Source organism: Pseudomonas sp. B707, assembly GCF_022496685.1.
GTDB classification, from domain to species: Bacteria; Pseudomonadota; Gammaproteobacteria; order Pseudomonadales; family Pseudomonadaceae; genus Aquipseudomonas; species Aquipseudomonas paraglycinae.
The window spans coordinates 147,869-173,637 of record NZ_WTVE01000004.1 but is presented as its reverse complement, the minus strand read 5'-3'; the positions used below and the strand labels follow the sequence as shown (position 1 = coordinate 173,637).

Here is a 25,769-nt window from a genome sequence, read left to right as displayed (position 1 = left end):
TGAACGCCCGGCACTGGTGGCCGGATCGGGGCGCGATTCTGGGGGGCAACGGCTGGCAATTCAAATTTATGTGACCAATCGCGACGCCTAGAACAACACCGCCAACCAAGCCGACAGCAACAACAAAACCGCCAGCACGGCATTCATGCGCCGCAATGCCCGTGGCGAGCCAAAGAACCGCGCACTGCCCATGCCCAGCAGCGCCCACGCCGTCATGCACGGCAGGCAGACCATTAGAAAAACCGCCGACAACAGCAGCATCCGCGCGCTGTCGTCGCCGTTGCCGCCAAACACACTTACCACCGCCACGGCCATCATCCACACTTTGGGATTGATCAATTGCAGGCCGGCGGCGCCGAATACACTGAAGCCGTCATCGGCCGCTGTCGCCGAGTCCAGCGACGGCGGCGTGCTGCGAAAGATCTGCCACGCCAGCCAGCTCAGCCACAACACCCCGGCCCAGGCCATCGCCTGTTGCACAAGGGGATAGCGCAACAAGGTTTCCCCCACGCCGAGGCCGACCACCAACACCACCAGCGCCGCCGACACACAGGCACCGAAGATGATCGGCACGGTGGCCGTCAGACCGCGCCGCGAGCTGTGGCTCATCACCAGAATATTGGTCGGCCCCGGAGTGATCGAGGCAACGAAGGAAAACAGCAGAAAAGGCAGCAACGATTCCATGACAGGACTCCCGAATCAAAACAGGAGACCATGGTCGCGGTTGCGCGGGGTTCAGTCTGGAAGGTTTGAGCAGCGCTTGCGGTAATCCGCCGGCGTCAGGTGATAGGCACGGCGGAACCAGCGCCCGAGATGGCTTTGATCGGCGAAACCGAGGGCGCTGGCGACGGTGGCGGGTGTTTCGCCACGCGCCAGCAACTGCCGGGCGCGGGCCAGGCGCAACTGAATCAGGTAGGCGTGTGGCGCCAGCCCGAAAGCGGCCTTGAATGCACGGGTCAGACGAAAGCGATCGACCCCGCAGGCCTGAGCCACGTCGTCCAGCCCGATGTCCTCGAAGGCGTGCGCATGCAGATAGTCCCGCGCCACTTGCGCTACCCGTGGCAGGCGCGGATCGAACGGTTGGCGCTTGCGCCAGTCGAGATGCGATGTCAGCGAACCGAGCAAGGTGTCGATGGCGGTCTGGCGCACGATGCGCAAGTCGCCTTGATGCAGGGCGTTGAAGGCCTGATTTATGGCCGTGGACAGGCGCGAATCCTGGCTCAGGGTATCGGTGAACCCGAGCTGGCTGTTGTCCGGCGCATGCTCGAACAGCACGCGCAGTTCGCGCTCCAGCCAGTGCGGGTCGAGGTAGAGCATGGAATAGGTGAAGCCCTCCTCCGTCGGCGCGTGCCCGTCGTGGATCTCCCCCGGCTCCAGCATGAAAATCTTGCCCGGCGTACTCAGATGGCGCACGCGCCGGCAATGAAACTGCTGCACGCCCTGCTCGGTGACGCCCACCAGAAAACTGTCGTGCCAGTGCGGATCGTAGGCATGGCCCTGGAAATGGGCACGAATCGACTCGATCCCGGTGTCGGCATCCTGAGACAAGTCGATCCAGTTGCGTTTGTCCACGCAAGGCTCCGAAGGCAGTGGTTGTTCGTCAAGGACGTCTACGTTACCGCGACTTTGCCGATGGGTTTAGAACATTTGTGCACGTGAGCCAGGCAGGCCATCCAGCAAATTTAATGAACCCTGAGTGTCACGGCCCGCCTAAGCCAAAGACCATCAGGAGGTAGCTCATGCAAATTGAAACCACGTGGATCGTACTGGCCGTCGTTCTTTTGCTCATTGAATTGTGGGCGATCAACCGGGTGCGCAAGAGTGAGGGGAAAGCCAGTAACAAAGGCGTCTGGATCGTATTGATCGTGTTTGTGCCGCTGTTCGGGCTGATCGCCTGGGCGCTGGCCGGGCCCAAGCACGTCACGCAGGCCTGAAGCCCAAGGCAAGCAGGAGCCCCGAACATTCGGGGCTTTTTGTTGGCCGCTGGTTTGTATCGCAGTGTGTACGAACGCCTCCCGGATACATGCCCGCGCATCAGCCAACGAAAACGGAAACAGCGCAGATACGTGGCCAGTCTTTAATGGGCTCCAGATTCGAAGGGTTCAGCCAACGCCCTGCCCTCACCGATTACCAAGGAGACTTGCCATGAAGCCTGCACTGCACACCGCCGTCCACACTGGAAAAAACCGTCGCCGCCTGCTGGGCCTGTCGATTCTAGCCACCGCGCTGCTGCAATTCGGCGCCTTCGCCCAAGCACAAACCGCAACGCCCGATCCGGTCAAGACCGAAGCCGCCAGCGTCAAGGCCGATCTACCCTTCGGCCCGCTGAAACACGTGAAGGCTGGCCTGCTGGACGTGGCCTACGCCGAAACCGGCCCGGCCAATGGCCCGGTGGTGATTCTGCTGCACGGCTGGCCGTACGACATTCACAGCTACGACGACGTCGCGCCGCTGCTGGCGGCCAAGGGTTATCGGGTGCTGATGCCGTATGCCCGGGGTTATGGCGACACGCACTTCCTGTCCGACAAGACCGTGCGCAACGGTCAACCGGCGGCGCTGGCCAGTGACGTGATCGATTTCATGGATGCGCTGAAGATCAAACAAGCCGTGCTCGGCGGCTACGACTGGGGCGCGCGTTCGGCGGACATCGTGTCGGCGCTGTGGCCGGAGCGGGTCAAGGCGCTGGTCTCGGTCAGCGGTTACCTGATCGGCAATCAGGCCGCCGGCAAGAACCCGCTGCCGCCCAAGGCCGAACTGCAATGGTGGTATCAGTTCTACTTCGCCACCGACCGTGGTGAGGCGGGCTACACCAAGAACACCCATGACTTCGCCAAGCTGATCTGGCAACTGGCGTCACCGAAATGGGCCTTCGACGATGCCACCTTCGACCGCAGCGCCAAGGCGTTGCAGAACCCGGATCACGTCGCGATCACCGTGTTCAACTACCGCTGGCGTCTGGGCCTGGTGCAAGGTGAAAGCCAGTACGAGGCACTGGAACAGAAACTCGCCACCGCACCGTCGATCAGCGTGCCGACCATCACCCTGGAAGGCGATGCCAACGGCGCGCCGCACCCGGCGCCCGAGGACTACGCCAAACGTTTTACCGGCAAGTACCAGTTCCGCCTGATCAACGGCGGCATCGGGCACAACCTGCCGCAGGAAGATCCAAAAGCCTTCGCTCAGGCGATCATCGACGCCGATCACCTCTGAAGCGGCACGCCAAACGGCTCGTCATTTGACGAGCCGTTTTTCTTTGGATGGGCGATAACCGAAATAGGCGCTGTAGCACTTGCTGAAATGGCTCGGCGAGACGAATCCGCAGGCCACCAGCACATCCACCTGGGACAACTCCGTGTGTTGCAACAAACGCCGGGCCTCGGTGATGCGCAGCTCCATGTAATAACGCTGCGGCGTGGTGCCCAGTTGTTCTTTGAACAGCCGTTCCAGCTGACGCCGGGAACGCCCGGCATACACCGCCAGTTGCTCCAGCTCCAGCGGTTCTTCGAGATTGGCGTCCATCAGCTTCACCACCTCACGCAACGGCGCGCTGACGCAGAGGTTCTCGGTCGGCTTGATCCGCCGGTAACGCGATTCCTCGAACGCCAGAATGTCTTCGATGCCTTCGACCAGCGCCTTGTCGTGCAGGCCCTTGATCCAGTCCAGCGCCATGTGGAACGCGCCGGACGGACTGGACGCGGTCAACCGGTCGCGGTCGATCACGTAGGGTTCGCTGCTGACCTGAGTCGCCTTGGAAATTTCCGCCAGCGCCGGCCGATGCTCCGGGTGAATCGCACAGCGATAGCCTTCCAGCACCCCTGCCCGACCCAGGAACCACGCGCCGTTCCACAACCCGGCCAGGATCACGCCGGCCTCGGCGGCCATTTTCAGCAGGTTGATAAACTCGTCGCTTGCCTTCAATTCCGTGCGGTAACCGCCGCAGATCACCAGCAGATCCAGCTCCTGCAACACGTTCGTTTCCAGACGCGCGTCCGGGCGGATCACCAGCCCCAGATCGCTAATCACTTCGCCGTCGCTGAGGCCGAAAGTTCGCGTGGAAAACAGTCCGGGGCGCAGCAGATTGGCGGTGACAAGGGTGTCCAGCGCCTGGGTGAAGGCCGGCAGGGAAAAATGCTCCAGCAGCACGAACCCGCTGCGGGTCATGCGTCCCGGCCCGCTGGCGGGCTCGTTCAGGTAGCGAAGGTTCTTGCCCTTCATGCCACCGCTGAATTGGCGTCGTTCGATCAAGGTGGGGTCCATCGTTTCGTTGTTATGGCGCCATGCTAACTGGCGCCGCAGCAAATTACTCGCAAACGACGCAAGTACCCATCCAGAGATCGCTCCCACGCCGTTGACCTTGATCGTTCCCACGCTCTGCGTGGGAATGCCTCCATGGACGCTCTGCGTCCGGCGTTGGGAGGGACGCGGAGCGTCCCGGGCTGCATTCCCACGCGGAGCGTGGGAACGATCAGCGCGATCAGTGCTGAAACGAGCGAGCCTGCGTCCCAACGTCGCAGGTCCGGCACCTTGGCAAACGCTGCACAAGGCTTAAAATCGCGCCTCCTCTTGCAGTCGCCCGAACGGCGCCTGCCCGCAGCCATGACAACCCTCAGGTTTGAACAGCCGGCCACTTCCACGAAGCGCGCCTGGCTCAATCGTCCTGCCCGTTCGGCGGTCGTTTGTCTTCAACACACTTCGGCTTGGCACTCGCATGCGCAGAGGCGCACGTTCCGCTGTTCGATCACTTGAGGTTTTTATGACACCGCGTTTGCTGGCCATGGCGCTGGCGCCCCTGCTCGGGCTATTCATTGTTGCCCTGGGCAACGGCTTTCTGTCTTCTTTGACCACCCTGCGCCTGGGTGCTGCCGGCGAATCGGCGACGATGATCGGCATCGTGTCCTCGGCCTATTTCATCGGCCTGACCCTGGGCGCGATCTTCAACGACCGGCTGATCCTGCGCATCGGCCACATCCGCGCCTACAGCAGCTTCGCCTCGCTGATCGCCGCGACCATCCTGCTGCAGGGTCTGTTTTATGACACCTGGGGCTGGGTCGTCCTGCGCCTGATCAACGGCTGGGCCACGGTCGGCGTATTTCTGGTGATCGAGAGCTGGCTGCTGCTGGCCGGTGACGCGAAAATTCGCGGCCGTCTGCTGGCGCTGTACATGATCGTCCTCTACGGCGCCGGCGTGCTGGGTCAGGCGTTTTTGGGGAAAATCACCGGGCTGGGCGACACCGCGCCGTTCATGGTCGCCGGCATGCTCGCGACCTTGTCGGTGCTACCGATCGTGATCCTGCCGCGTGTGTCGCCATTGCTGGAACAGGTCGAACCGCTCAAACCACGGGCCTTGCTGGGCGTATCGCCCACCGGACTGGTCGGCTGCTTCGGCTCCGGCGTGACCATCGCGGCGATCTACACCCTGCTGCCGCTGTACCTGCAACGCATCGGCCTGAACGTCGGCGAAGTCGGCAGCATGATGGCCTGGACGATCCTCGGCGCGATGCTGCTGCAATACCCGGTCGGGCGCTGGTCCGACCGCAAGGATCGCCTGCAAGTGCTGACGGTGCTGTGCGCCGCATGCACCGTGCTGTCGCTGGTGATCGTGCTGGTGCCGCTGTCCTCGGCCATGCTCGCGGCGATGCTGTTCCTGTTGGGTGGCGGCGTGTTCGCGCTGTACCCGGTTGCGGTCAGCCATGCGGCCGACCGTGCGCCGGTCGAAACGTTGGTGCCGATGATTCAGGGCATGCTGCTGATCAATTCGCTGGGCTCGGCGATGAGCCCGCTGCTGATCTCCCCGGCGATGAACGCCCATGGCGAAACCGGCCTGTTCTGGGCCTTCGCGCTGGTCAACCTGGCCATGGTGACGTTCTTCTTCTGGCGTCGCGGCAAGCGTCCGGTGCCGGCCAACCCGGCCCCGTTTGCGGCGGCAGCGACGTTCTCGCCCACCGGCGCCGAGCTGCGGGTGACCGAGGATTTGCGTCAGGCAGCACAGGACCATCCGCCGATGGTCGATGCGTTGAGCGGCGAAGCGGCGCCGCAATCAGGATCGCGCTACGAAGCCAGCTGAGTTTCTGGCGGGCATAAAAAAACCGGTGACTTTCGTCACCGGTTTTTTATTGCCTGCTAATCAGTGCGGCGCGCGCGGGATCGTTTTCATCAGGTCTTCAGGGCTGATATGCCCCACCACACTGCCCGGCTGCGGCAGATTCAGGATGTGGCCCTTCATCTTGCCGATCACGTGCATTTCGCACGGTTTGCAGTCGAACTTCAGGGTCAGCACTTCATCGCCGTGAATCAGCTGCATCGGCGCGACTTTGGTTTTCACGCCGGTCACGCCTTTGGCCTGTTTCGGGCACAGGTTGAAGGAGAACCGCAGGCAGTGCTTGGTGATCATCACCGGCACTTCGCCCGCCTCTTCGTGGGCCTCGTACGCGGCGTCGATCAGCTTCACGCCGTGACGGTGGTAGAAGTCGCGAGCCTTCTGGTTGTAGACGTTGGCCAGGAACGACAGATGCGCTTCCGGGTACACCGGCGGTGGCGTGGTCTCGGCCTTGCGCGAGCCGCGCGGGTGGGCGGCAACACGGGCGGCGGTCAGCGCTTCGATCACTTCACGGCGCAACGACTTGAGCTGCGAGTTCGGGATGAAGAACGCTTGCGGCGCATCCAGTTTGATCGAGGTCGCGTGGTACTCGGTGGTGCCGAGTTGGCCGAGCAGGTCGTGCAAGGTTTCCAGCGCCTGTTCCGGTTTGTTGGCGACGCCGAACGGGCCTTCCAGCGCGACGCTGGCACTGATGCCCTCTTCGCTGGTCACGGTCAGTTCCAGACGCTCTTCACGCAGCTTCGCCAGCCAGCTCACGCCGATACGACGCTCGGCGGAAGTCTTGAGCAATGCCTGTTGCCAGTTGTGGTCGAGGTTGCGGTTCAGCGGATGGTTCGGGCGCAGCTTGTACAGGCCTTCCGGCATTTCGTTCGGCTCGACGCGGTAGCGATAGCGCTTCTCGCCCTCTTCCTCGAACTCGCCCTTGGCTTCGGCGATGTTGGCGCGGAACCCCACCACTTCGCGCTTGACCAGCACGTTGAGGCCGTCGCCGTTCGACAGCGGCTCGTGGGTGATGACCTGCATGTCACGCTTGCCGACTTTCTCGACCGTGCCCACCGCCAGACCGGTGAAGGTCGGCGAATCGAACGCGCCGATGTCGATCTTGCGCTCGCTGACGAAGTAGTCGGTGCTGCCACGGTGGAAGGTCTTTTCCGGGTCCGGCATGAAGAAATGCGCGGTGCGGCCGCTGGAAGCGCGGGCCAGATCCGGACGGTCGTTGAGCACGTCGTCGAGGCGCTGGCGGTAATAGGCGGTGATGTTCTTCACATAGCCCATGTCCTTGTAGCGACCTTCGATCTTGAACGAACGCACACCGGCCTCGACCAGTGCGCGGATGTTGGCGCTCTGGTTGTTGTCCTTCATCGACAGCAGGTGTTTTTCGTAGGCGATCACGCCACCCTTTTCGTCTTTCAGGGTGTACGGCAGACGGCAGGCCTGGGAGCAGTCGCCCCGGTTGGCGCTGCGCCCGGTCTGCGCGTGGGAAATGTTGCACTGACCGGAGAACGCCACGCACAACGCGCCGTGAATGAAGAACTCGATGGCGGCATCGGTTTCATCGGCGATCGCGCGGATTTCCTTGAGGTTCAGTTCACGGGCCAGTACCAGTTGCGAAAAACCGGCCTGATCGAGGAACTTCGCCCGCTCAAGAGTGCGGATGTCGGTCTGGGTGCTGGCGTGCAGCTCGATGGGTGGAATGTCCAGTTCCATCACGCCCAGGTCCTGGACGATCAGCGCATCGACGCCGGCGTCGTACAACTGATGGATCAGCTTGCGCGCCGGCTCCAGTTCGTTGTCGTGCAGGATGGTGTTGATGGTGGTGAAGATGCGCGCGTGATAGCGACGGGCAAATTCCACCAGTTCGGCAATTTCGCTCACCTCGTTGCAGGCGTTATGGCGCGCACCGAAGCTCGGGCCGCCGATGTACACCGCGTCGGCGCCATGCAGGATGGCCTCGCGGGCGATGGCCACGTCGCGGGCGGGGCTGAGCAGTTCCAGGTGATGTTTGGGCAAGGACATATGTTTTTTTAGTCAGGCTGTCACGGTCGAGGCGCGCATTGTAGCCGCGAAACGCGTGGGCGGCACGCCTGTGCTGCCGGGTGGCAGCCCTGCTCAGTGCAGAGCTGCCCTACCGAACCGCAAACTTAGGCCTTCGCGGCCATTGCAGTCACTTCCACCTTCATCCCTTCAACCGCCAGCGCCGCCACGCCAACCGCCGCGCGAACAGGCCAAGGCTTGGCGAAGAAGCGCTTGTACACCTCGTTGAACGCAGCACGATCAGCCATGTCGGTCAGGTAAATGGTCAGGTGCAGCACGCGGTCCATCGAGCTGCCGGCCTTTTCCAGCGCGACTTTCAACGCCTGCAATGTGCATTCGCTTTGCGCGGTGACGTCGCCCAGTTCCAGGCTGCCATCGGCACGGGTCGGAATCTGGGTCGACATCAGGATGCCGTTGAATTCGGTCACGTCCGAAGAGATCGAGTCTGCATCCGGGTCCGGGGTGTAGGTGATGTCTTGGTTGGCCATGGGAAAGTCCTTCGCTGGCAGTGAGGACGGCGCCATCGCGCGCCGTTTCGGGCGGCCAGTTTACAGACCCGGTCGCCGGTTGGAAGTCCCGACGCGGTGTGTCAGCCCTGCGCCAGTATCCGCCGCAGTTCCAGCGCATTGCCGAGTGCCGCGCCGCTGGCGGTGTTGTCGAAAATGCACCACGTTTCGACGCCATCGACAGCCGCCACCCGCAAATCACCGGCGAGCGTTTTCAGATACGCCGAGTCATAGGGGCTGTAATAAATGCGCGGCGAACCGTGCAGGCGCCAATAACGCACGTTGGGCCAGCCGCTCGGACCCGCATCGGTGCTGATTCGCGAGGGATCGACCACCGCTTGCGCGATGCGATATGCCATCAACAGCAGTTCGGCGGCGGCCCAGGACTCGTGACGCGGTTCAAGCACCACAGCCCCGGAATAACGCTGGCGCAACTCGACCAAAAAGGCCTCAGCAAGCGCTTCGTCGAACGCCAGCGACGGCGGCAACTGCAGCAGCAGACAACCCAGGCGATCGCTTAGCCCTGAGCACTGTTCAAGAAATGCATCGAGCTCACGCTCGCAGTCCCGCAGACGTTGCTCATGGCTGATCGACTTCGGCATCTTCACGCAAAAACGAAACCCGTCCGGCACCGACTCGGCCCAACGGGCATAGGTTTGCAGTTTGTGCGGACGGTAGAAGGAGCTGTTGATTTCCACGCCATTGAGCAGCGCGGCATAACGTTGCAGATGAGTGCCCTGCTCCGGGAAGGCCGGCCAGTGCTGCCGGGGCAAGCTCCAGCCGGCGCAACCGATGAAGATCGACGGCACACTCAAAACAGCACCTTGCCCGCTTCGCGCATAAAGATTTCCACGGTTTTCGGGCCGATCCCTTCGAAGGCTTGCAAACGTTTTTCGAAGTCCTGGCGGCCGGCGCTCGCCTCGACCATGTTCATTACCCGCCCGGCATATTCTTTATTCAGTTTGGCAGCCAGCGCGAGCAGGCGCTCGGCGGTGGTTTCGTCGTAACGCACGTAATGCGCCTCGCCGAGCATCCGCACCAGTTCGCGGTGAGTGCAATGGCCGAGTTTGCGCGGCGTATCCCGCTGGTGTCGTTCAACGATCACTCGATAGGCTTCGGCGGCAATCTCGGCCTGGATTCGTTTGCCCATCAGGAAACTGGCGAGCAGCCATTTGAACAAGGCTGATTCGTTCAGCGGATGCAGGTCGATGTGCAAGTCTTGGGCGTTGATGGTTTTGGTCATGCAGCTTTTGAGCGAGGGGCGGCGTGATGAGTGCGGGGCTGGCGACGAATGGTTTTGGAGCTTAAAGCGTCAGGTTTCTCCTCGTCGGGCGATGATCGATAAACAGGTTTGAATCACGCCGTTTAAAGACATGTCGGAATGCGTCCGGATGCCTACAAATCCTTGCGCCAGAGCCTACCGCTGCGCCAGAATCCGCCGGCTTGTGCGCCTTGGGGTCGGCCGGTAACTTGGATCGGGTCACTGATTTGCAGTGATCGGGTTTAGTAGCCCGTTGGTATTTGAAGAGTGCACAAGTGTCTGTCAGTCAGGTATTCCCATACCTGTATTTGATGGTGGCTGTGCGTAGGGTGCCCCCGGGCACGCCGGCTTTCTTCTTTTCCCCGGTCTACTAACCTGCGCACAGCTGCCACCACCCCTGTTTAGTAGCTCGGGTCTGGCGGCGTCAAAACAGGAAAAGAATGAACATGTTCAAAGTCACGCCAAATCCTCCGGTCACCGAACCGTCCAGCATCACCGACCCAACTTCCCCCTACGAATGCCCTGACTCCAAGAGATTCAACGAAGCCGCCAACCGCGCCCTCGACTACCACCTCGGCCCGATATCAGCCCACATGATGGCCGCGCCCTACTACCCCAACCGCCTCTACCAGGCCAACCCGGCCAGCAACAACGAATCCCTGCTCGCCGATGCCGTCGAAACCCTGGGCTCGGCCAACGTCATGCTCAACAACTTCGTCGACCTCCTCCAAGGCCCCCACCGCAAAACCGCGCAGGGCATCGCGCAAATCGTGATGCTGGCGGAACTGGCGGTGAATCAGGTACTGGATAACGTTGTGCCGACGGAATAAAACCCTTGGCGGCAGGTCTCTCCTGCCGCCCCTGCATCAGTCGATCAATCCCCGCCACTGGATATCCCCCCAATCCCAATTATGCTCAATGAAACCCCGCCCTCCCGCGCGGGGCGGTGATTCTGTGCACGCTCCACGAAATACCTGAACCGGCATCCGCCACAGGCCTCGGGTACGCGACGTTGATGAAGTGCTCCGGCCTACAAAAACAAGCACGACGGAGAACACCCATGGCAGTACTCGACAGCATGTCCACAGGCAGTGCCCCGCACCACAGTGTCAGCCGGGAGGAACGCAAGGTCATTTTTGCGTCGTCGCTCGGCACGGTGTTCGAGTGGTACGACTTTTACCTCTACGGCTCCCTGGCGGCGATCATCGCCAAGCACTTCTTTGCCGGGGTGAACGAGACCACGGCGTTTATCTTCGCCCTGCTCGCCTTTGCCGCCGGTTTTGCGGTGCGCCCGTTCGGGGCGATTGTGTTTGGGCGACTGGGTGACATGATCGGGCGCAAGCACACGTTTCTGATCACGATCGTGATCATGGGTGTATCGACGGCGATTGTCGGGTTCTTGCCCGGTTACGCGACCATCGGGGTCGCGGCGCCGATCATTCTGATTACCCTCCGCCTGCTGCAAGGCCTGGCGCTGGGCGGTGAATACGGCGGCGCGGCAACGTATGTGGCCGAGCATGCGCCGAAGGGCAAACGCGGTTATTTCACGTCATGGATTCAGACCACCGCGACCCTGGGCCTGTTTATGTCGTTGCTGGTGATTCTGGCTTGCCGCACGGCGCTGGGTACCGAAGCGTTCGAGGCCTGGGGATGGCGGATTCCGTTCCTGCTGTCGATCCTGCTGCTGGCGGTCTCGGTGTACATCCGGTTGCAACTGAACGAGTCGCCGGTGTTCAAGAAAATGAAGGAAGAAGGCAAGTCGTCGAAAGCCCCGCTGACCGAGTCCTTCGCCCGTTGGGACAATCTGAAAATCGTGATCATGGCCTTGCTTGGCGGCACCGCCGGCCAAGCGGTGGTCTGGTACACCGGGCAGTTCTACGCGCTGTTTTTCCTGCTGCAAACCCTGAAGATCGACCCGCAGACCGCCAACCTGCTGATCGCCGGTTCACTACTGATCGGTACCCCGTTCTTCGTGATCTTCGGCAGCCTGTCCGACCGCATCGGGCGCAAGGGCATCATCATGGCCGGGTGCATTTTGGCGGCGGTGACCTACTTCCCGATCTTCCATGCGCTGACTCAGTACGGTAACCCCGACGTGTTCGTCGCCCAGGAGAAGAACCCGGTCAAAGTGATCGCCAACCCCGACCAGTGCTCGTTCCAGTTCGATCCGGTGGGCAAGGCCAAATTCACCAGCTCGTGCGATCTGGCGAAAACCATCCTCGCCAAACGGGCGATCCCGTATGAAAACGTGGTGGCGGAACCGGGCACCGTGGCTCAGGTGCGCATCGGCGACAAGGTCATCGAAAGCTTCGAAGGCACGACCCTGCCGGCCGCCGACTTCAAGACCCGTAACGACGCGTTCACTGCCAGCCTCGGCGCCGCGCTGAAAGAAGCCGGTTACCCGGAAAAAGCCGACCCGGCCAAAACCAATTACCCGATGGTCTTGCTGCTGCTGACCATCCTCGTGATCTACGTGACCATGGTCTACGGCCCGATTGCCGCATGGCTGGTGGAGCTGTTCCCGGCGCGCATCCGCTACACCTCGATGTCGCTGCCGTACCACATCGGCAACGGCTGGTTTGGCGGGTTCCTGCCGACCGTGGCGTTTGCGATGGTTGCGGCCACCGGGGACATCTACTACGGCTTGTGGTACCCGATCGTGATTGCGGTGATGACGGCGATTCTCGGGATCTTCTTCATGCCGGAGACCAAGGATCGGGACATTCATCACACCTGAAATGACTTCGCTCGATGCTGTGCGTGGCGTTCACGCACAGCATCGAACGTTGTCACATCGGCGTCATTCTCCCTTGGTAACGTCCTCGCGCCCCGATGCCCCGACCACCAAGGTGACCCTCCCGGTGTACTCAAGCCCGACGCGCCAGACCCTCATCCTGCGATCCGACAACATGGCCAGTGACGACTTCGGCGCCCTGTTCTCGCGAATGTTCGGCAACCGTTATGGCGACACACCACCGCCGCCCAAAGACATCATCATTGGCGGCGTTTACGGACGGTATGAAGGCGTGAGTTTCCGGCGCATGCATTACCGGGGCGATTTCACCGTCGCCTTCCCCGAGCCGTTCGATGAAATCACTTTCGTCATTCCCACTGCCGGCAAGATCGTGTTCAACCATGAATCCGTGGGGCTGAGCGATGTGGGGTTGGCCATCGACAAGGCTGACCTGCGTTCGATGCGTTTTATCGACAATCATGCCCAGCACGGCATGTCGATCAGCCGTGCGGCGCTCACCGAACGGCTGTCGACCCTGCTGGGCAAACCGATCGTGCACAAGCTGCATTTCGAGCCGAGGGTGGATCTGAACAGCCCGGCGTTTCAGGGCATTCGTGCGCTGATCGATCTGGCGACCGGCACCGAGTTCGACCTACTGTTGAACGCCGGTTCGCTGATGCCGTCGCGCCTGCGGGAAATGCTGGTGGACGCGGTGCTGGAAGCCTGGCCGCACAACTTCAGCGAGGCCTTGCGCCGCCCCGAGGCGTTGATTGCACCACGGCATGTGAAGCGGGCCATCGAGTATATTCAGGCGCATCCCGAGCAGATGGTCAGCGGGACGGATCTGGCGGGGTTGGTGAACGTCAGTTTGCGGGCGTTGCAGGAAGGTTTCCGGCGGTTCGTCGGCACCTCGATTGTCGCGTATCAGCGCCAAGTACGCCTGGAGCGTGCCTGTGATGCGTTGAAGCAAGGCCCATCTTCATCGGTGACCGACGTGGCCCTGCAATTCGGGTTCAGCAACGTCGGCCGGTTCTGCCAGTACTTTCAGGATGCCTATGGCGTGAGCCCTGCAGAAATGCGAAAAGGACTGCGCTGAGGCAGTCCTTTGTCTTAAACGTCAGTTGGTCAGAACTGATAACTGGCCTTGAGCCCGCCACTGAAACCGTGGCTGTCGCCGCCACCGCTGGCACCGACTTCGGCGCCCAGGCTCAGAGCACCGAGATTGGCCATCAGGTTGACGCCGCCGCTGAACTGATCGCGGTTGTCGAACGCCGCGCGCTGCTCGATATCCAGCCCCAGCAGATGGCCCTCGCTGTCGACCTGATGATCGCCCAGCACATGCTCGTAACCGACCCGCACGCCCGGCACCAGTTGCCACGCGCCCATCGGCATCGGGGCGAACGAGACGTCGAGATTGGCCACCGCACTGCGGCGGGTTTCTTGAATGTCGTCCACATTGAGCGCCAATTCGCTGCCCTTCTCCTGGAAGCCCGACAGGTCCAGACGGCTGACGCGCACGCCGAGGCTCGGCTCCAGAATCACAGTGTTCAGCGGCATCCGATAACCGAGTGCCAACGTGGCGCCGCTGAGATTACCGTTGGTGTCGCCCTTCGCCGAACCCAAGCCGCCGCCGAGGTCGCGCTTACTGTCGTAGTCGACGTAACCGGCGCTGAGGTTGGCATCGACAAACAGCCCACGTTGCAGGCTGGTGAATCCATAACGGGCGCCAAGGTCGAGGAAGGTGAAATCGGTATCTGCCTCGCCACCTGCGCCGCCCACCGAACCTTTGCTGTAACCGATGCCGCCGCGAGCGCTGAATTGTTCGGAGAAGCGCTGAGTGACGCCAACCATCAGGCCCTGACTGTGTTCGTTGCTGCTTTGCGCATGGGCCGAACCGTCGGTGCCCAGGTAACCGGCGAGCGCGGTGCTCCACAAGCGGTAATGGCCGACCTTGAGGTCAGTGCCGCTGGCGAACGGCGCGGCGGCCTGCTCGATCATTGCGTTCTGACGCAGCAGGTAACTGGCCGCATCGGCGTGCACCTGACCGCCGACCGTGGACTCGACACCGCCCAGAGTGCCGGCGTCGATGGCCGATTGCAGGTAGTAGTTGTAGGCGCTGTAAGTGCCCGAGAGTTTGCTGTTCTGCAATTCCTGCAGCAGTTGCGCACCAGCGGCGGCGTTGCCGATCAGCAATGCCTGACCGGGCAGGCTGTTGTACTCGACCATTTTGCCGCGCAGCACATAGATGGTTTCCTGGGACAGACCCAGCCCCTGCTTGAGGTAGTTGTCCATGCTGCCGTACTGCGCGGCCACCTGATCGAGGCCCGCTTGCAGATAACTCGCCTCGACACCCAGCAGCGGCGCGTAGATCGCGGCCATGCTCGGCGGCATCATCGCCAGGGTCTTGGCAACGCGGTCGGCGGTGTAGTCGTTGGTCGCCAGGTAGTTGCTCATGATCGTCGCGTTGTCGACCCCGGCGATGCTTTGCAGCACAGCGGCCGTCCAGCCGGTGCGATCCTTGCCGGCGGTGCAATGGAACAGCACGGCGCCGTCGACGCCGGCCAGTTCGTTGAACAGCACGCCCAACTGCCCGCGCATGCCGGCGTCGCTGACAAACGCACGGTTGGTCTCTTGCATCATCGCAGTCGCTTCGGCCGCGCTTTTGAACGACACGGTGGTGATGTTCGCGCCGGAGGTGGTGCTGCCGATGATGTCGATGTTCTGGTAGGTCGCACCGCTTGGCATCGTGTCCGGCGTGCTGGCAATTTCGCTGGGCGTGCGCAGGTCGTACACCGACTTGATCCCCAGACCGTTGAGGGTCGCCAGGTCCGACGCTGTCGGCGTCAGCGCGTTGGAGCGGTAGAACACACCGGCGCGCATGGTGCCGTCATGGGTCGTGGAGTAAGCCGTGGTAATACCGGCGATATCGCGGAAGTTGTCGATGCCTTGCAGGCGCGGGGTATCAAGGTCGGCCGCGTGGACGGCGGCGATGGACAGACTCAACACGGACAGCGAACACAGAAAACGTGGAAACACGATGCAGCCTCATTGAAAACCGGTTGGGCTGCCCACTATCTGCAAGGTAATGTGACTGAATATGACAAAACGTCGAAGACAGCCAATCCCGGCGCGATCTGTCCTTCGGCTGCGCGTTCTGTCCGTCAAACGGGCTAAATCCCTGCCGATATTTGACGTTTTTTTTGCAAGAGGCAGGGTAAAGTGCCCTCTCCGGCCATCCTGGAAGCAGTCAATGAACCTCCAAAGCCCTCAAGACGCCGATGATGAAATCCTCAATCAAGCGGCGCACTGGTGCCTGCGTCTGCAAGACGACAGCTGCACCCCTGACGAGCGTCAGGCATTTCAGCAGTGGATTCAGATCAGCCCGCGCCACGCCTTCGAATACGCGAAGATGCTTGAGGTCTGGGAATTGAGCGATCAACTGCCGGACGAGCGCGAAAAGTCGAAAAAGCGCAAGGCCTTGACCCTGCCGTGCAGCTTCGAAGAGTTTCAACGCAATCTGGCGCAGCGTAATTAGCCCTGCACCGGGATCGACGCAAACAGCAGTGCGCCCCACTCGAAGCAACTTTTTGTCCTTGAATCAAGGTTAGAATCCGCGCGGTTCGGCTAACAGTTTAAGGATGACCCCGCATGTCCACCCACGACACCTCCCTGCAAGACACCGCCGCCCCCGAGGGCGTCTGCTTCGGCTGCGGCAGCAGCAACCCACACGGTTTGCACATCAAGAGCTTCTGGCACGAAGACGGCGTGCACGTCATGGCCGAGCACGTGCCCGAGGCCAAATACTGCGGCTGGCCGGAGCTGGTCTACGGCGGTTTGATCGCGATGCTGGTGGACTGCCATTCCAACTGGACGGCGATGGCTTATCACTATCGGACCGAGCAACGCGAACCCGAAAGCCTGCCGCGCATCAACTGCGTCACCGGCAACCTCGGCATCAAGTTCATCAAACCGACGCCGATGGGCGTGCCGCTGACGCTGAAGGCTAAAGTCGAAGGTGAAGTCGGGCGTAAGACCCGAGTGATCTGCGAGGTCTACGCCGGGGATGTGCTCACGGCAGTGGGCGATTCGGTGTTTGTGCGAGTGGATACCGAGCAGTTGGCAGCGGCGGCGCATGGACGGAATGAAGATCAATGAGTAACCGAGCAATAAACATTGTGGTGATTATCGCGATCAGCGTGATGGTGGTTGGCAAGCTGGAGTGGCTGACGAATTCGTATTTGCTGGCCCTGGCACAAGCGGGCGGTGATTTTGATCAGATGATTATCGACATCTGGTTTGGGGTGGCCTTTCACTCTCTGGTAGTGATCGTCGTGCCGCTGCTGCTGGCGTACTTCAAACAGACGCTTGCCAGTTATGTCGTGTTGATACTCGCGTTGTCGATCTACATTCTGCTCATCACAGGTGTCAATACTATTGCCCTGGTCATCGCCGGGCTAATGATCGCAGCAGTGGTATATGCGGTATTCACGCAATCGATCAACCTGATCCGGTACTTTCGCGCGAAGTGACCCGACTTACCGTTTACCTGGAGCCCCGGCCATGCCCGATCGCAAAATCATCATCCCCGACTCCATGAAAACCATCGTCGAACGCGCCGGTTACGCGCCGGCGGTTCTGGTCGGCGACACGCTTTACTGCGCCGGCCAGGTGGGCCGGACGGCTGACTTGAAGGTCATCGAAGACCCCGAGCAACAGTTCATTCGTGCCTGGGAAAACCTCGACGAAGTGCTGAAGGCCGGTGGCTGCACCTTCGACGATGTGGTGGAGATGACCACCTATCACGTCGACATGAGCCAACACATGCCGGTGTTTCGCGAAGTGAAAAACCGCGTGTTCCCCAAGGGCTTCTGCGCCTGGACTTGCATCGGCGTCAGCGAACTGGCCCATCCGGGGCTGCTGGTGGAAATCAAATGCGTGGCCGTGCGCAGGCGCGCTATACCTGAGTAACGCCATTGCCCCACATCGAGGTGTTAAACCATGAACTTGACCCTCTATTACCACCCATTGTCGTCCTACTGCCACAAGGCGCTGATCGCCCTCTACGAACACAGCGTCGCGTTCGAAAAACGCTTGATCGACCTGTCCAGCGAAGCCGAACGGGCCGAGCTTCAAGCATTGTGGCCGCTGGTCAAATTCCCGGTGCTGCGCGATCACGCGCGCCAGCGCACGGTGCCGGAATCGAGCGTGATCATCGAGTACCTGGATCATCAACCGGGGCAGTCGCAACGACTGATTCCCGAAGACTGGGAGACCGCACTGGACGTGCGTCTATGGGACCGGTTTTTCGACCATTACGTGATGACGCCGATGCAGCAGATCGTCGCCGACCGCATCCAGTCCGCCAATGGCGACCTGAGCAGTCAGCGAGCGCTGCTGGCCACGGCGTACGGCATGCTCGAACAGCAACTGGCCGACCGCGAATGGATCGCCAGCGCGGATTTCAGCCTGGCCGATTGCTCCGCCGCACCGGCCCTGTTCTATGCCAGCACGCTGGTGCCGTTCGCCGCCGAACAACCGCGGCTGAGCGCCTATTTCGAACGGCTGGTGCAGCGCCCGTCGTTCAGTCGGGTCATCGAAGAAGCTAAACCGTGGTTCGACTTCTATCCCTTTGCCGAGGCCCTGCCCCAACGTTTCCGCTGAGGCTCGGCCTCACGCCGGCTGGTGACTGGTCACGCAGTGAATCCCGCCACCACCGGCCGCGATGGCGTCGATGTTGATCTGCACCACGTCGCGGTTCGGGTAGAGCTTTTTCAGCAGGTCGAAGGCCTTCTTGTCGGCGTCCTTGTCGCCGAACTCCGGAGCGATCACCGCGCCGTTGATCACGAAATAGTTGATGTAACCGGCCGCGAAATCGTCGTTGTCCTTGTTGAATTTGGTGTTGCGCGGCTTCAGCGGTGGCGAAACGGTGTGGATCTGCAACGGACGACCGTCGGCGTCGGTGGCTTTCTTCAGGATTTCCAGGTGCGCCAGGGTGACCTTGTTGTCGTAGGAGCGCGGATCGGTGTCGAGGTTGGCGATCACCACGCCGGGCGTGACGAAGCGCGCATAGAAATCGACGTGGGCATCGGTGATGTCCTTGCTCTTGATGCCCGGCAGCCAGATGATCTTGCGCAGACCGAGGCGTGCTTTCAGTTCCGCCTCGACGTCAGCCTTGCTCCAGCCGGGGTTGCGGTTTTCGTTGATCCAGCAGCTTTCGGTCATGATCGCGGTGCCGTGGCCGTCGACTTCGATGCCGCCGCCCTCGCCCACCAGTTCACTGCGCTGGTAGGTCGCCTGCGCATCGGCCGCCACGCGCTTGGCGATCTTCGCGTCTTTAGAGTGCTGCTGCTTGTTGCCCCAGCCGCTGAAGTTGAAGTCCACGGCGCCGAGTCCGTTTTTGTCGTCGATGACGAAGTTGGCGCTGATGTCACGCATCCAGATGTCGTCGAGGTTGGCGATCTGGTAGGTGATGTTGGAGGTGCCGCAGATCTCTTCGGCCAGGCTGCGTTCGCCGCTGCGGCAATAGATGGTCAGCGGTTCGTAACGGGCGATGGCGCGGGCGATCCGGCCCAGCGCTTCCTGGACGTCTTCGGTGAAGTCTTCCCAGATCGCGTCCTGCGCACCAAAGGCCATGTAGGCGCGCTCGTGCTTATCGCCCTCGTCGGGCATGAACCAGCGACCTTCACTGGCCGCCAGCACGCGCGCCGGTGACAGGCCGAGGCCCATGACGGCAGCGCCTACACCGGCGGCGACTGAAACCTGTTTGATGAACTCGCGACGAGTCGGCATGTGTACGTTCCTGATGTGTAAGGGGCCGCCGGGGCGGCCCGGAAAAATCACTGTGCAGTGGCGGTCTTGAACTTGGTCCAGGTGCGCATGCGGGCGCGCATGTCGGCCTGGGGAATATCCTTGCCCGGTATCAGACGAGCATAGGTCGCTTCGTCGAGGTAGATGTCCGGGTTGTTGCGCATCGCCTCATCCACGTTTGGCCGGGCCTTGGCGTTGGAGGTCGGGTAACCGGTGAAATTGCTGATCGCGGCCATGTTCTCCGGGCGCATCACGAAGTTGATGAATTCGTAGGCGTATTCCGGATGTTTGGCATCGACCGGAATGGCCATGGTGTCCATCCACACCGTGGTGCCTTCGCGCGGCACGCGGTACTGGAAGCGGGTCTGCTTGCCGGCGCTGTCCGAGGTGCGCTGAGCCTGGGTCATGTCGCCGCTATAGCCGAGGGACAGGCACAGGTTGCCGTTGACCAGATCGGTCACCGGTTGCGACTGGAACTTGCGGATGTACGGCCGCAGCTTCATCAGCAAGTCACTGGCCGCCGCCAGATCCGCAGGCTTGGCGCTGCGCGGGTCGCGGCCCAGATAATTGAGCACCACGGCCAGCACTTCGTCCGGCGAGTCGATCATCGAAATCCCGCAATCGGCAAATTTGGCCGCCAGTTCCGGTTTGAACAGCATGTCGAGGCTGTTGACCGGGGCGTCGGCCATGCGCTGTTTGATCTGCTCGGCGTTATAGGTCAGGCCGATGGTGCCCCAGGTGTACGGCACGGTGGCCTTGTTCGAATGCTCGTAATGGCTGCGCAGTTTTTGCAGGCCCGATTCGATATCGTTCATCGCGGTGATCTTCGAAGGATCCAGCGGCAACAGGCTGCCGGCGCGCATCAGCCGTTCGGCCACAGTGTCGCCGGGGAAGATCAGGTCGTAGCCGCTGCCACCGGAAAGCATCTTGGCTTCCAGGGTTTCGCTGCCGTCCATCACGTCGTAGATGACCTTGATCCCGGTTTCGGCGGTGAATTTGCTCAACGTGTCTTCAGCGAAATAATCCGCCCAGTTGTACAGCCGCAGGGTCTTGTCTTCGGCGTGTACGGCCGGCATCAGACCAGCCAGCGCCAGGCCCAGAGCGCCCAGCAACCACTTGTTCGGGGTATGCATATCAGACTCCTTGAGGATTCCAGCGGGCGTTAAGGTGACGGCCGTCCTGGCTCAACAATGCGCCGTACATTTCCGGGCGGCGGTCGCGGTAGATGCCCCAGCTCAGGCGATCTTCACGCATGGCTGCCAGATCCAGGCTTTGCACCAAAACACCGGTGCTGGCGCGATCGGCTTCGGCGAGCATTTTTCCCTTGTGGTTGCAGATGAACGACGAGCCGTAGAAATTCATTTGCAGTGCCGCATCGGTGCCGGCCACTTCGCGGCCAACCCGGTTGGAAGCGATCACCGGCAGCAGGTTGGCAGCCGCGTGGCCGCGCATGGTCATCTGCCAGTGGTCCCTCGAATCCAGATCCGCGCAGCCCGGTTCCGAGCCGATGGCGGTCGGGAACAGCAGCACTTCGGCGCCCATCAAGGCCAGGCAACGTGCGGTTTCCGGGAACCACTGATCCCAGCAGATGCCCACGCCGAGGCGACCGAACGCGGTGTCCCAGACTTTGAAACCAGTGTCGCCGGGGCTGAAATATTCCTTCTCCTGATAGCCGATGGCGTTGGGGATGTGGGTCTTGCGGTACACGCCTAACAGGCGCCCGTCGGCATCCGCCACGCTCAGGGAATTGAAGTAGGCGTTGCCGGCCTTCTCGTACCAGCTCAGCGGCAGCACCACGCCCAGTTCGCGGGCCAGCGCGGCGAAACGCGACAGCACCTGACTGTCGCGGTACTCCTCGGCCAGCGCCATGTGATGGTGACTCTGCTCGATGCAGAAATACGGCGTGGCGAACAGCTCCTGCAACAGGATCACTTGCGCGCCCTGCGCGGCCGCTTCACGCACCAACTGCTCGGCGCGGTCGAGGTTGCTTTTCAGGTCCCAGGTGCACGGCATCTGGGTGGTGGCGACTTTGAGCAACGTCATCGATCAACCCTCCACCGGCCAGGCTGGCTGTTGCTGGGTGATGCAGTGCACACCGCCGCCACCGTGAGCCAGATGATTGATCTGCACCGGCACTACTTCGCGGCCCGGGAACGCCTTGGCCAGGGTTTCTGCCGCGACATGGTCGGCCTCGATGCCGTACGCCGGCATGATGATCGCGCCGTTGGCGATGTAGAAGTTGGTGTAAGAGGCGCAGAACACTTCGGCTTCGGTGTCCACCGCATCGGTGGCTTCGTACAGCTCGATCAGCTCGAATTTGCGGCCCCGGGCGTCGGTGGCCAGCTCCAGTGCGCGGCGGTTTTCCCGCACGACTTCGGCGTACACCGAGCTGCGATCGTGAGTCGCGTCCACCAGCAACACGCCAGGTCGGGCGAAGGCGCAGACGCCATCGACGTGGCCGTCGGTCATGTCACCCGTGACGTAATCCGGATCGCCCGGCAGCCAGATGGTTTTCTTCACGCCAAGCAGGCGGCTGAAGATTTCTTCCATCTCGGCCTTGCTCACGCCGGGGTTGCGATTGGGATTGAGCAGAACCGATTCGGTGGTGATCAACGTGCCCTCGCCGTCAACGTGGATCGCGCCTCCTTCGTTACTCAGCGCGGTGCCGAAGCATTCGCCGCCCAAATGATTGAGCACTCGGCGGGCCAGACTTTCGTCCAGATCATGGGCCGACTTGCCGCCCCAGGCGTTGAAGCGCCAGCTCACCCCGGCCAGACCTTGCTCCGGGTGAACCACGAAGCTTGGGCCGGAGTCGCGGCACCAGCTGTCGTTGACGGCCAGTGGAATCAGTTCGATGTTCGGTCCGCACAAGGCTTTGGCACGGGCGATGGCCGACGGATCGACAACCATTTTCACCGGTTCGAAACGGGCGATGGCATTGGCGACGCGGGCGAAATCTTCCTGCACCAACGGCAAGGTGACGCCCCAGCCCGACTCCCACAGGGCCTGATTGTGTGGCCAGACCATCCAGGTCGCCGCGTGCTTCACCCACTCTGCCGGCATCATCCAACCGCTGTTGTTGTTTTTGTTCTGCTGCATGGTAAAAAGCCCTTTGAGTTAAGCGATTGTGTTCAATGAAAACAGCCTTGGCGGCGTTGACGTGCATGCTAATGGCGGCCTTAAGGGCAAACAAACGATGGATTTAGCGGAAAACTGATTAGAGGAACTTATCGATCATGCTGAAACACTGGCCACCCCTCAGCTCGTTGCGCGGCTTCGAAGCCGCCGCAAGGCTGGGCAGCTTTCACAAGGCCGCCGAGGAACTGAGCCTCACGCAATCGGCCATCAGCCAGCAGATCCGCAGCCTTGAGGCGTATCTGGAACAGCCGCTGTTTTTCCGCAGCGGGCGCAGCGTCAGCCTGACCGACGCCGGCCACGATCTGCTCAGCACCACTCAGGCGATGTTGCAGCAACTGTCGGTGGGCATCCGGCGGCTGGGGCAATATCAGAAACCCAATCAACTGGTGCTCAACACCACGCCGGCGTTTGCCCGGCACTGGTTGCTGCCGCGACTGGGGGATTTCCGCCGTCAGCATCCGAATGTGGACCTGTGGATTTTCAGCACCGATGAAGTGCCGGACATGGCGACCCAGACCATCGATCTGGCGGTGCGCGACGACATCAGTTCGCAGGCTGAATGCAGCTTCAAGGTGCTGCATGCCGACCGCCTCTACCCCGCGTGTCATCCAAGCTTGTTAAGCGTGCCGAGCGCCCAGCGGACGACGCTGCACGGCGAGCGGGAAATGGACTGGAGCCATTGGGCGGTGGAATCGGGGATCGATGTCGGCCAGCAGGATCAGGGCCTGAATTTCTCTGATCCGGGCCTGTTGTTGGACGCGGCGTGTTCAGGTCTGGGGATTGCGCTGGTCAGTCAGCTGCTCAGCCGTCAGGCGCAGCAAAACGGGCTGTTGCAGCCACTGGTGGAGCAAACCATTCGCGGCCCGAACTGGGCGATGCTGACGCACCGCGACAGCGAGAACGACCCGATGGCGCGATGCTTCAGTCAATGGCTTTCAACTCAAATGGCAGAACCCGAGCCGCCGGCTCAGACGGCCGTCAAATGACCTGCGCCCGGCCGGCCTTCCAGCCGCCCGAACAGTACGTAATGCTGATAACCGCTGGTGAACGCCCCGGCGGAAATCGCATTTCTGACGTCCTGGTTCAGCTCCAGATATTGCGCTTCGTCAAAGTGTTCGGCACTGACTTCACCACTGCGCCCGAGCCTGTCACTCTCGATCGGCAAGCCCATGATCGTGCGTCGCTGGAAGTCGATAATCCGGTTGACGGCGTGGCTCTGCAGCGGTCCCTGATTGGAGTGCCCCGAGTAGATGTGCAATCCGTTGTTCGCACAGCGATTGCACATGTCGACGCAGTTCGGCTGGGTGGACTTGAGCCTGGTCAGTTGTGCCAGCGGCATATCAAGGTACTTGCCCACCTGATATTCGGTCTGATTGAAAATGGAACAACACAGGATGGTGTTGCCATTGCAGTCGAGCACGAGCCAGTCATCCTTGAGCCCGCATGCCTGCTTCGGATAATGGCGAACCAGATTGACCAGGTCGTCGAAGGGTGGCAACGCGAGTCGCTGCAGGGTCTCGCGATCAGTGTCGGTCACCGACGGGTCGCGCTCGATCAGCGCCAGCGTCTTCTCCAGCGGCATCATCACTGAATACCCGGTCGAGAACTCGAAGCCCAGACGCTGGCTGAATTCGCGCATCAGCCCTTCTTCTTCCATGTTGTCGAGGTAGCGGTGGTAGTAGACCTCGATCCGCGTGTTCAAGCCATGTTGCTGCTTGAGCTCATGCAGTTTGATCATGTTGGCCTTGACGACTTCAATGTCGCCGCCTACGTGCCCTTGCTCGTACGTCTGCTGATAAAACCCGGACAGCGAGATACGGAAGAACCATGGATTGGCGAGCATCGCCGTCTCCATGTTTTTCGCCAGATTCAAATTGGAACTGATACCGCTCTGCAAACCGGCGGCATTGATGATCTCGACAAACTCGCCGATGCGCGGGTGGATCAACGGCTCGGTCCAGTTATACAGAAAAATCGACTCGACCCCTTCGCTTCGGGCCTTCTCGACGATCTTCCTGAACATGTCAACTTGCATGGCTTTCTTGAAGTTGACGTTTTCCGAGTTGCCCATCGGACACGAGGGGCAGCTCAAATTGCACGCGCCGACAATATCGATGTACATATTCATTGCGAGTGAAGCTCCTTGATTGAATAGCGGTGCATCCAGACTTGCCGACTTTATTGATCGCCGATATTCGCTATTTTTTTGACAGTCCGTGAGCGCGGTCAGCAAGTTCCGCGCCATTGGCACGCGTGGCCATCAATTCCACGATCCAATCGATAAATACCCGTAGCTTTTGGCTGATATGCCTGTTCGGCGGGTACGCAACGTACAGCGGCATCGGGTCAAGCGCCCAGCCCTCGAACAGTGCAACCAACTCACCTCGGGCCTCATGCTCCGCCGACATGTAACTCGGCAGCCAGAGCACACCCAGACCGGCAAGGCCTGCCGCCAGATAGGCGTTGCCATCATCGACCGCCAGAACATGCCGGCCCTTGATCAGCAGGTTCTCCGTGGCATTGCGCAAGGCGTAAGGCACCGGTCTGCCGGTGCGCGCCCAAAGAAAACCGACCACCCGGTGATGGCTGTTTTCCAGCTCACGGGGATGCATCGGGGTGCCGGCGCGGGCCAGATAACTCGGCGCGGCGTACACGCCAAGCTGAAGATCCGCCACCTTCCGGGCCATCAGTGACTGATCGCGCAGCTCCCCGCCACGGATAACGCAATCGACGTTTTCATCGATGATGTCGACGATCCGGTCACTGACGCCCATGTCGATCTGAATCTCCGGGTAGCGCGCGTAAAACTCGGGCAGCGCCGGCACCAGAATCAGATTGGCCAAGGGGCTGGGCACATCGACCCGCAAGCGTCCCTTGGGCTGCGCCGCCGCACCGGGAAGACTGGTCTCGGCGTCGTCCATGTCCGCCAGCAACTTGATCACCCGCTCGTAATAGGCCGCGCCGTCCGCCGTGGCATTGACCTTGCGCGTGGTGCGGTTGAGCAACTTGACCCGCAGCCGCGCCTCCAGTTGCTGGACGAGCTGGGTCACGGTGGTCTTGCTCATGTGCAGGGTTTCGGCAGCCTTGGTGAAACTGCCCGCCTCCACCACCCGGGCGAAGGCTTGCATCGCGTCAAAACGGTCCATATCCCACCTCTGATAGCGGCTCGATTGTTCGGGATTTGCAAACAGT

26 protein-coding genes are annotated in these 25,769 nt (G+C 61.3%); 12 read left to right on the top strand and 14 right to left on the bottom strand.

Annotated features, from left to right (window positions below):
- Positions 1 to 87: 87 nt before the first annotated feature.
- A complete protein-coding gene (locus GQX66_RS00760) occupies positions 88 to 684 on the bottom strand; it encodes a LysE family translocator (RefSeq protein WP_102718800.1) in 597 nt (198 codons plus the stop codon).
- Between the two features lie 51 nt (positions 685 to 735).
- Complete coding sequence (locus GQX66_RS00755; protein ID WP_102718801.1) at positions 736 to 1,572, bottom strand: AraC family transcriptional regulator; 837 nt, start codon at positions 1,570 to 1,572, stop codon at positions 736 to 738.
- A gap of 167 nt (positions 1,573 to 1,739) precedes the next feature.
- Here GQX66_RS00755 and GQX66_RS00750 point away from each other — a divergent pair, with 167 nt between their 5' ends.
- A complete protein-coding gene (locus GQX66_RS00750; protein WP_041475233.1) occupies positions 1,740 to 1,934 on the top strand; it encodes a PLDc N-terminal domain-containing protein in 195 nt (64 codons plus the stop codon).
- A 211-nt stretch (positions 1,935 to 2,145) separates the two neighbouring features.
- On the top strand, positions 2,146 to 3,210 hold the full coding sequence (locus tag GQX66_RS00745; protein ID WP_129972610.1) for an alpha/beta hydrolase: 1,065 nt from the start codon (positions 2,146 to 2,148) through the stop codon (positions 3,208 to 3,210).
- A gap of 21 nt (positions 3,211 to 3,231) precedes the next feature.
- Here the strand turns inward: GQX66_RS00745 and GQX66_RS00740 are convergent, their stop codons facing one another.
- Positions 3,232 to 4,257, bottom strand: coding sequence for a GlxA family transcriptional regulator (locus tag GQX66_RS00740; RefSeq protein ID WP_240865117.1), 1,026 nt, complete (start codon positions 4,255 to 4,257; stop codon positions 3,232 to 3,234).
- A 496-nt stretch (positions 4,258 to 4,753) separates the two neighbouring features.
- Between GQX66_RS00740 and GQX66_RS00735 the strand changes: the two genes are divergently transcribed.
- The gene (locus GQX66_RS00735; protein ID WP_240865115.1) at positions 4,754 to 6,064 is read left to right on the top strand and encodes an MFS transporter; all 1,311 of its coding nucleotides are present in this window, start codon (positions 4,754 to 4,756) and stop codon (positions 6,062 to 6,064) included.
- Positions 6,065 to 6,124: 60 nt separating this feature from the next.
- On the opposite strand, the gene GQX66_RS00730 is transcribed toward GQX66_RS00735, so the two are convergent.
- From GQX66_RS00730 to GQX66_RS00715, 4 genes are all read right to left on the bottom strand, one after another.
- Positions 6,125 to 8,113 carry a U32 family peptidase gene (locus GQX66_RS00730; RefSeq protein ID WP_085747454.1) on the bottom strand — a complete coding sequence of 663 codons (1,989 nt, stop codon included), beginning with the start codon at positions 8,111 to 8,113 and terminating at the stop codon, positions 6,125 to 6,127.
- 125 nt (positions 8,114 to 8,238) lie between these two features.
- Positions 8,239 to 8,619: a RidA family protein gene (locus tag GQX66_RS00725; RefSeq protein ID WP_065261325.1), complete on the bottom strand. Its 381-nt coding sequence runs from the start codon at positions 8,617 to 8,619 to the stop codon at positions 8,239 to 8,241.
- A 101-nt stretch (positions 8,620 to 8,720) separates the two neighbouring features.
- Positions 8,721 to 9,452 (bottom strand): DUF72 domain-containing protein, encoded by a 732-nt coding sequence (locus tag GQX66_RS00720; protein ID WP_240865113.1) that lies wholly within the window; start codon positions 9,450 to 9,452, stop codon positions 8,721 to 8,723.
- Positions 9,449 to 9,880, bottom strand: a complete 432-nt coding sequence (locus GQX66_RS00715; protein ID WP_240865112.1) for a DNA methylase — start codon at positions 9,878 to 9,880, stop codon at positions 9,449 to 9,451. Before GQX66_RS00715 ends, GQX66_RS00720 begins: the two co-directional genes overlap by 4 nt.
- 464 nt (positions 9,881 to 10,344) lie before the next feature.
- On the opposite strand from GQX66_RS00715, the gene GQX66_RS00710 reads away from it, so the two are divergent.
- From GQX66_RS00710 to GQX66_RS00700, 3 genes are all read left to right on the top strand, one after another.
- The gene (locus GQX66_RS00710; protein ID WP_011333803.1) at positions 10,345 to 10,728 is read left to right on the top strand and encodes a DUF6124 family protein; all 384 of its coding nucleotides are present in this window, start codon (positions 10,345 to 10,347) and stop codon (positions 10,726 to 10,728) included.
- A gap of 230 nt (positions 10,729 to 10,958) precedes the next feature.
- Positions 10,959 to 12,635: an MFS transporter gene (locus tag GQX66_RS00705; protein ID WP_085611854.1), complete on the top strand. Its 1,677-nt coding sequence runs from the start codon at positions 10,959 to 10,961 to the stop codon at positions 12,633 to 12,635.
- A gap of 124 nt (positions 12,636 to 12,759) precedes the next feature.
- The gene (locus tag GQX66_RS00700) at positions 12,760 to 13,728 is read left to right on the top strand and encodes an AraC family transcriptional regulator (protein ID WP_240865110.1); all 969 of its coding nucleotides are present in this window, start codon (positions 12,760 to 12,762) and stop codon (positions 13,726 to 13,728) included.
- A 29-nt stretch (positions 13,729 to 13,757) separates the two neighbouring features.
- Here GQX66_RS00700 and GQX66_RS00695 read toward each other — a convergent pair whose 3' ends face one another.
- Positions 13,758 to 15,668, bottom strand: coding sequence for a tyrosine-protein phosphatase (locus tag GQX66_RS00695; RefSeq protein ID WP_240865108.1), 1,911 nt, complete (start codon positions 15,666 to 15,668; stop codon positions 13,758 to 13,760).
- A 214-nt stretch (positions 15,669 to 15,882) separates the two neighbouring features.
- Between GQX66_RS00695 and GQX66_RS00690 the strand changes: the two genes are divergently transcribed.
- From GQX66_RS00690 to GQX66_RS00670, 5 genes are all read left to right on the top strand, one after another.
- Positions 15,883 to 16,167, top strand: a complete 285-nt coding sequence (locus GQX66_RS00690; RefSeq protein WP_085747460.1) for a DUF4880 domain-containing protein — start codon at positions 15,883 to 15,885, stop codon at positions 16,165 to 16,167.
- A 113-nt stretch (positions 16,168 to 16,280) separates the two neighbouring features.
- Positions 16,281 to 16,787, top strand: coding sequence for a PaaI family thioesterase (locus GQX66_RS00685; protein ID WP_240865102.1), 507 nt, complete (start codon positions 16,281 to 16,283; stop codon positions 16,785 to 16,787).
- The gene (locus GQX66_RS00680) at positions 16,784 to 17,161 is read left to right on the top strand and encodes a hypothetical protein (RefSeq protein ID WP_127797871.1); all 378 of its coding nucleotides are present in this window, start codon (positions 16,784 to 16,786) and stop codon (positions 17,159 to 17,161) included. The genes GQX66_RS00685 and GQX66_RS00680 overlap by 4 nt, the downstream gene beginning before the upstream one ends.
- A gap of 31 nt (positions 17,162 to 17,192) precedes the next feature.
- Entirely contained in the window at positions 17,193 to 17,600 is a 408-nt protein-coding gene (locus GQX66_RS00675; RefSeq protein ID WP_102686728.1) for a RidA family protein, read from the top strand.
- A gap of 30 nt (positions 17,601 to 17,630) precedes the next feature.
- Positions 17,631 to 18,293 carry a glutathione S-transferase family protein gene (locus GQX66_RS00670; protein WP_102717432.1) on the top strand — a complete coding sequence of 221 codons (663 nt, stop codon included), beginning with the start codon at positions 17,631 to 17,633 and terminating at the stop codon, positions 18,291 to 18,293.
- A 9-nt stretch (positions 18,294 to 18,302) separates the two neighbouring features.
- Here GQX66_RS00670 and GQX66_RS00665 read toward each other — a convergent pair whose 3' ends face one another.
- Genes GQX66_RS00665 through GQX66_RS00650 form a run of 4 tightly spaced genes read right to left on the bottom strand, consistent with a single transcriptional unit; the run spans position 18,303 to position 22,538 of the window.
- Positions 18,303 to 19,421, bottom strand: a complete 1,119-nt coding sequence (locus GQX66_RS00665; protein ID WP_240865101.1) for an agmatine deiminase family protein — start codon at positions 19,419 to 19,421, stop codon at positions 18,303 to 18,305.
- 47 nt (positions 19,422 to 19,468) lie between these two features.
- Positions 19,469 to 20,572: an extracellular solute-binding protein gene (locus GQX66_RS00660; RefSeq protein WP_240865098.1), complete on the bottom strand. Its 1,104-nt coding sequence runs from the start codon at positions 20,570 to 20,572 to the stop codon at positions 19,469 to 19,471.
- Between the two features lies 1 nt (position 20,573).
- Positions 20,574 to 21,482, bottom strand: a complete 909-nt coding sequence (gene aguB, locus GQX66_RS00655) for an N-carbamoylputrescine amidase (protein WP_085667193.1) — start codon at positions 21,480 to 21,482, stop codon at positions 20,574 to 20,576.
- Positions 21,483 to 21,485: 3 nt separating this feature from the next.
- Complete coding sequence (locus GQX66_RS00650) at positions 21,486 to 22,538, bottom strand: agmatine deiminase family protein (RefSeq protein ID WP_240865096.1); 1,053 nt, start codon at positions 22,536 to 22,538, stop codon at positions 21,486 to 21,488.
- A 137-nt stretch (positions 22,539 to 22,675) separates the two neighbouring features.
- Here GQX66_RS00650 and GQX66_RS00645 point away from each other — a divergent pair, with 137 nt between their 5' ends.
- Positions 22,676 to 23,563 (top strand): LysR substrate-binding domain-containing protein, encoded by an 888-nt coding sequence (locus GQX66_RS00645; RefSeq protein ID WP_240865095.1) that lies wholly within the window; start codon positions 22,676 to 22,678, stop codon positions 23,561 to 23,563.
- Here the strand turns inward: GQX66_RS00645 and GQX66_RS00640 are convergent.
- Together GQX66_RS00640 and GQX66_RS00635 are read right to left on the bottom strand one after the other, a co-directional pair.
- Positions 23,545 to 24,705, bottom strand: a complete 1,161-nt coding sequence (locus GQX66_RS00640) for a radical SAM protein (RefSeq protein WP_085747469.1) — start codon at positions 24,703 to 24,705, stop codon at positions 23,545 to 23,547. The two genes, GQX66_RS00645 and GQX66_RS00640, sit on opposite strands and share 19 nt — an antisense overlap.
- A 70-nt stretch (positions 24,706 to 24,775) precedes the next feature.
- A complete protein-coding gene (locus tag GQX66_RS00635) occupies positions 24,776 to 25,723 on the bottom strand; it encodes a LysR family transcriptional regulator (RefSeq protein WP_240865087.1) in 948 nt (315 codons plus the stop codon).
- Between the last annotated feature and the right edge of the window lie 46 nt (positions 25,724 to 25,769).

Excerpts from the sequence above, each read along its gene's own strand:
- GQX66_RS00760 (WP_102718800.1), bottom strand. The coding sequence starts at position 684 with ATGGAATCGTTGCTGCCTTTTCTGCTGTTTTCCTTCGTTGCCTCGATC.
- GQX66_RS00750 (WP_041475233.1), top strand. The coding sequence starts at position 1,740 with ATGCAAATTGAAACCACGTGGATCGTACTGGCCGTCGTTCTTTTGCTC.
- GQX66_RS00745 (WP_129972610.1), top strand. The coding sequence starts at position 2,146 with ATGAAGCCTGCACTGCACACCGCCGTCCACACTGGAAAAAACCGTCGC.
- GQX66_RS00740 (WP_240865117.1), bottom strand. The coding sequence starts at position 4,257 with ATGGACCCCACCTTGATCGAACGACGCCAATTCAGCGGTGGCATGAAG.
- GQX66_RS00735 (WP_240865115.1), top strand. The coding sequence starts at position 4,754 with ATGACACCGCGTTTGCTGGCCATGGCGCTGGCGCCCCTGCTCGGGCTA.
- GQX66_RS00730 (WP_085747454.1), bottom strand. The coding sequence starts at position 8,113 with ATGTCCTTGCCCAAACATCACCTGGAACTGCTCAGCCCCGCCCGCGAC.
- GQX66_RS00725 (WP_065261325.1), bottom strand. The coding sequence starts at position 8,619 with ATGGCCAACCAAGACATCACCTACACCCCGGACCCGGATGCAGACTCG.
- GQX66_RS00715 (WP_240865112.1), bottom strand. The coding sequence starts at position 9,880 with ATGACCAAAACCATCAACGCCCAAGACTTGCACATCGACCTGCATCCG.
- GQX66_RS00710 (WP_011333803.1), top strand. The coding sequence starts at position 10,345 with ATGTTCAAAGTCACGCCAAATCCTCCGGTCACCGAACCGTCCAGCATC.
- GQX66_RS00705 (WP_085611854.1), top strand. The coding sequence starts at position 10,959 with ATGGCAGTACTCGACAGCATGTCCACAGGCAGTGCCCCGCACCACAGT.
- GQX66_RS00690 (WP_085747460.1), top strand. The coding sequence starts at position 15,883 with ATGAACCTCCAAAGCCCTCAAGACGCCGATGATGAAATCCTCAATCAA.
- GQX66_RS00685 (WP_240865102.1), top strand. The coding sequence starts at position 16,281 with ATGTCCACCCACGACACCTCCCTGCAAGACACCGCCGCCCCCGAGGGC.
- GQX66_RS00680 (WP_127797871.1), top strand. The coding sequence starts at position 16,784 with ATGAGTAACCGAGCAATAAACATTGTGGTGATTATCGCGATCAGCGTG.
- GQX66_RS00675 (WP_102686728.1), top strand. The coding sequence starts at position 17,193 with ATGCCCGATCGCAAAATCATCATCCCCGACTCCATGAAAACCATCGTC.
- GQX66_RS00670 (WP_102717432.1), top strand. The coding sequence starts at position 17,631 with ATGAACTTGACCCTCTATTACCACCCATTGTCGTCCTACTGCCACAAG.
- GQX66_RS00665 (WP_240865101.1), bottom strand. The coding sequence starts at position 19,421 with ATGCCGACTCGTCGCGAGTTCATCAAACAGGTTTCAGTCGCCGCCGGT.
- GQX66_RS00660 (WP_240865098.1), bottom strand. The coding sequence starts at position 20,572 with ATGCATACCCCGAACAAGTGGTTGCTGGGCGCTCTGGGCCTGGCGCTG.
- aguB (WP_085667193.1), bottom strand. The coding sequence starts at position 21,482 with ATGACGTTGCTCAAAGTCGCCACCACCCAGATGCCGTGCACCTGGGAC.
- GQX66_RS00650 (WP_240865096.1), bottom strand. The coding sequence starts at position 22,538 with ATGCAGCAGAACAAAAACAACAACAGCGGTTGGATGATGCCGGCAGAG.
- GQX66_RS00645 (WP_240865095.1), top strand. The coding sequence starts at position 22,676 with ATGCTGAAACACTGGCCACCCCTCAGCTCGTTGCGCGGCTTCGAAGCC.
- GQX66_RS00640 (WP_085747469.1), bottom strand. The coding sequence starts at position 24,705 with ATGAATATGTACATCGATATTGTCGGCGCGTGCAATTTGAGCTGCCCC.
- GQX66_RS00635 (WP_240865087.1), bottom strand. The coding sequence starts at position 25,723 with ATGGACCGTTTTGACGCGATGCAAGCCTTCGCCCGGGTGGTGGAGGCG.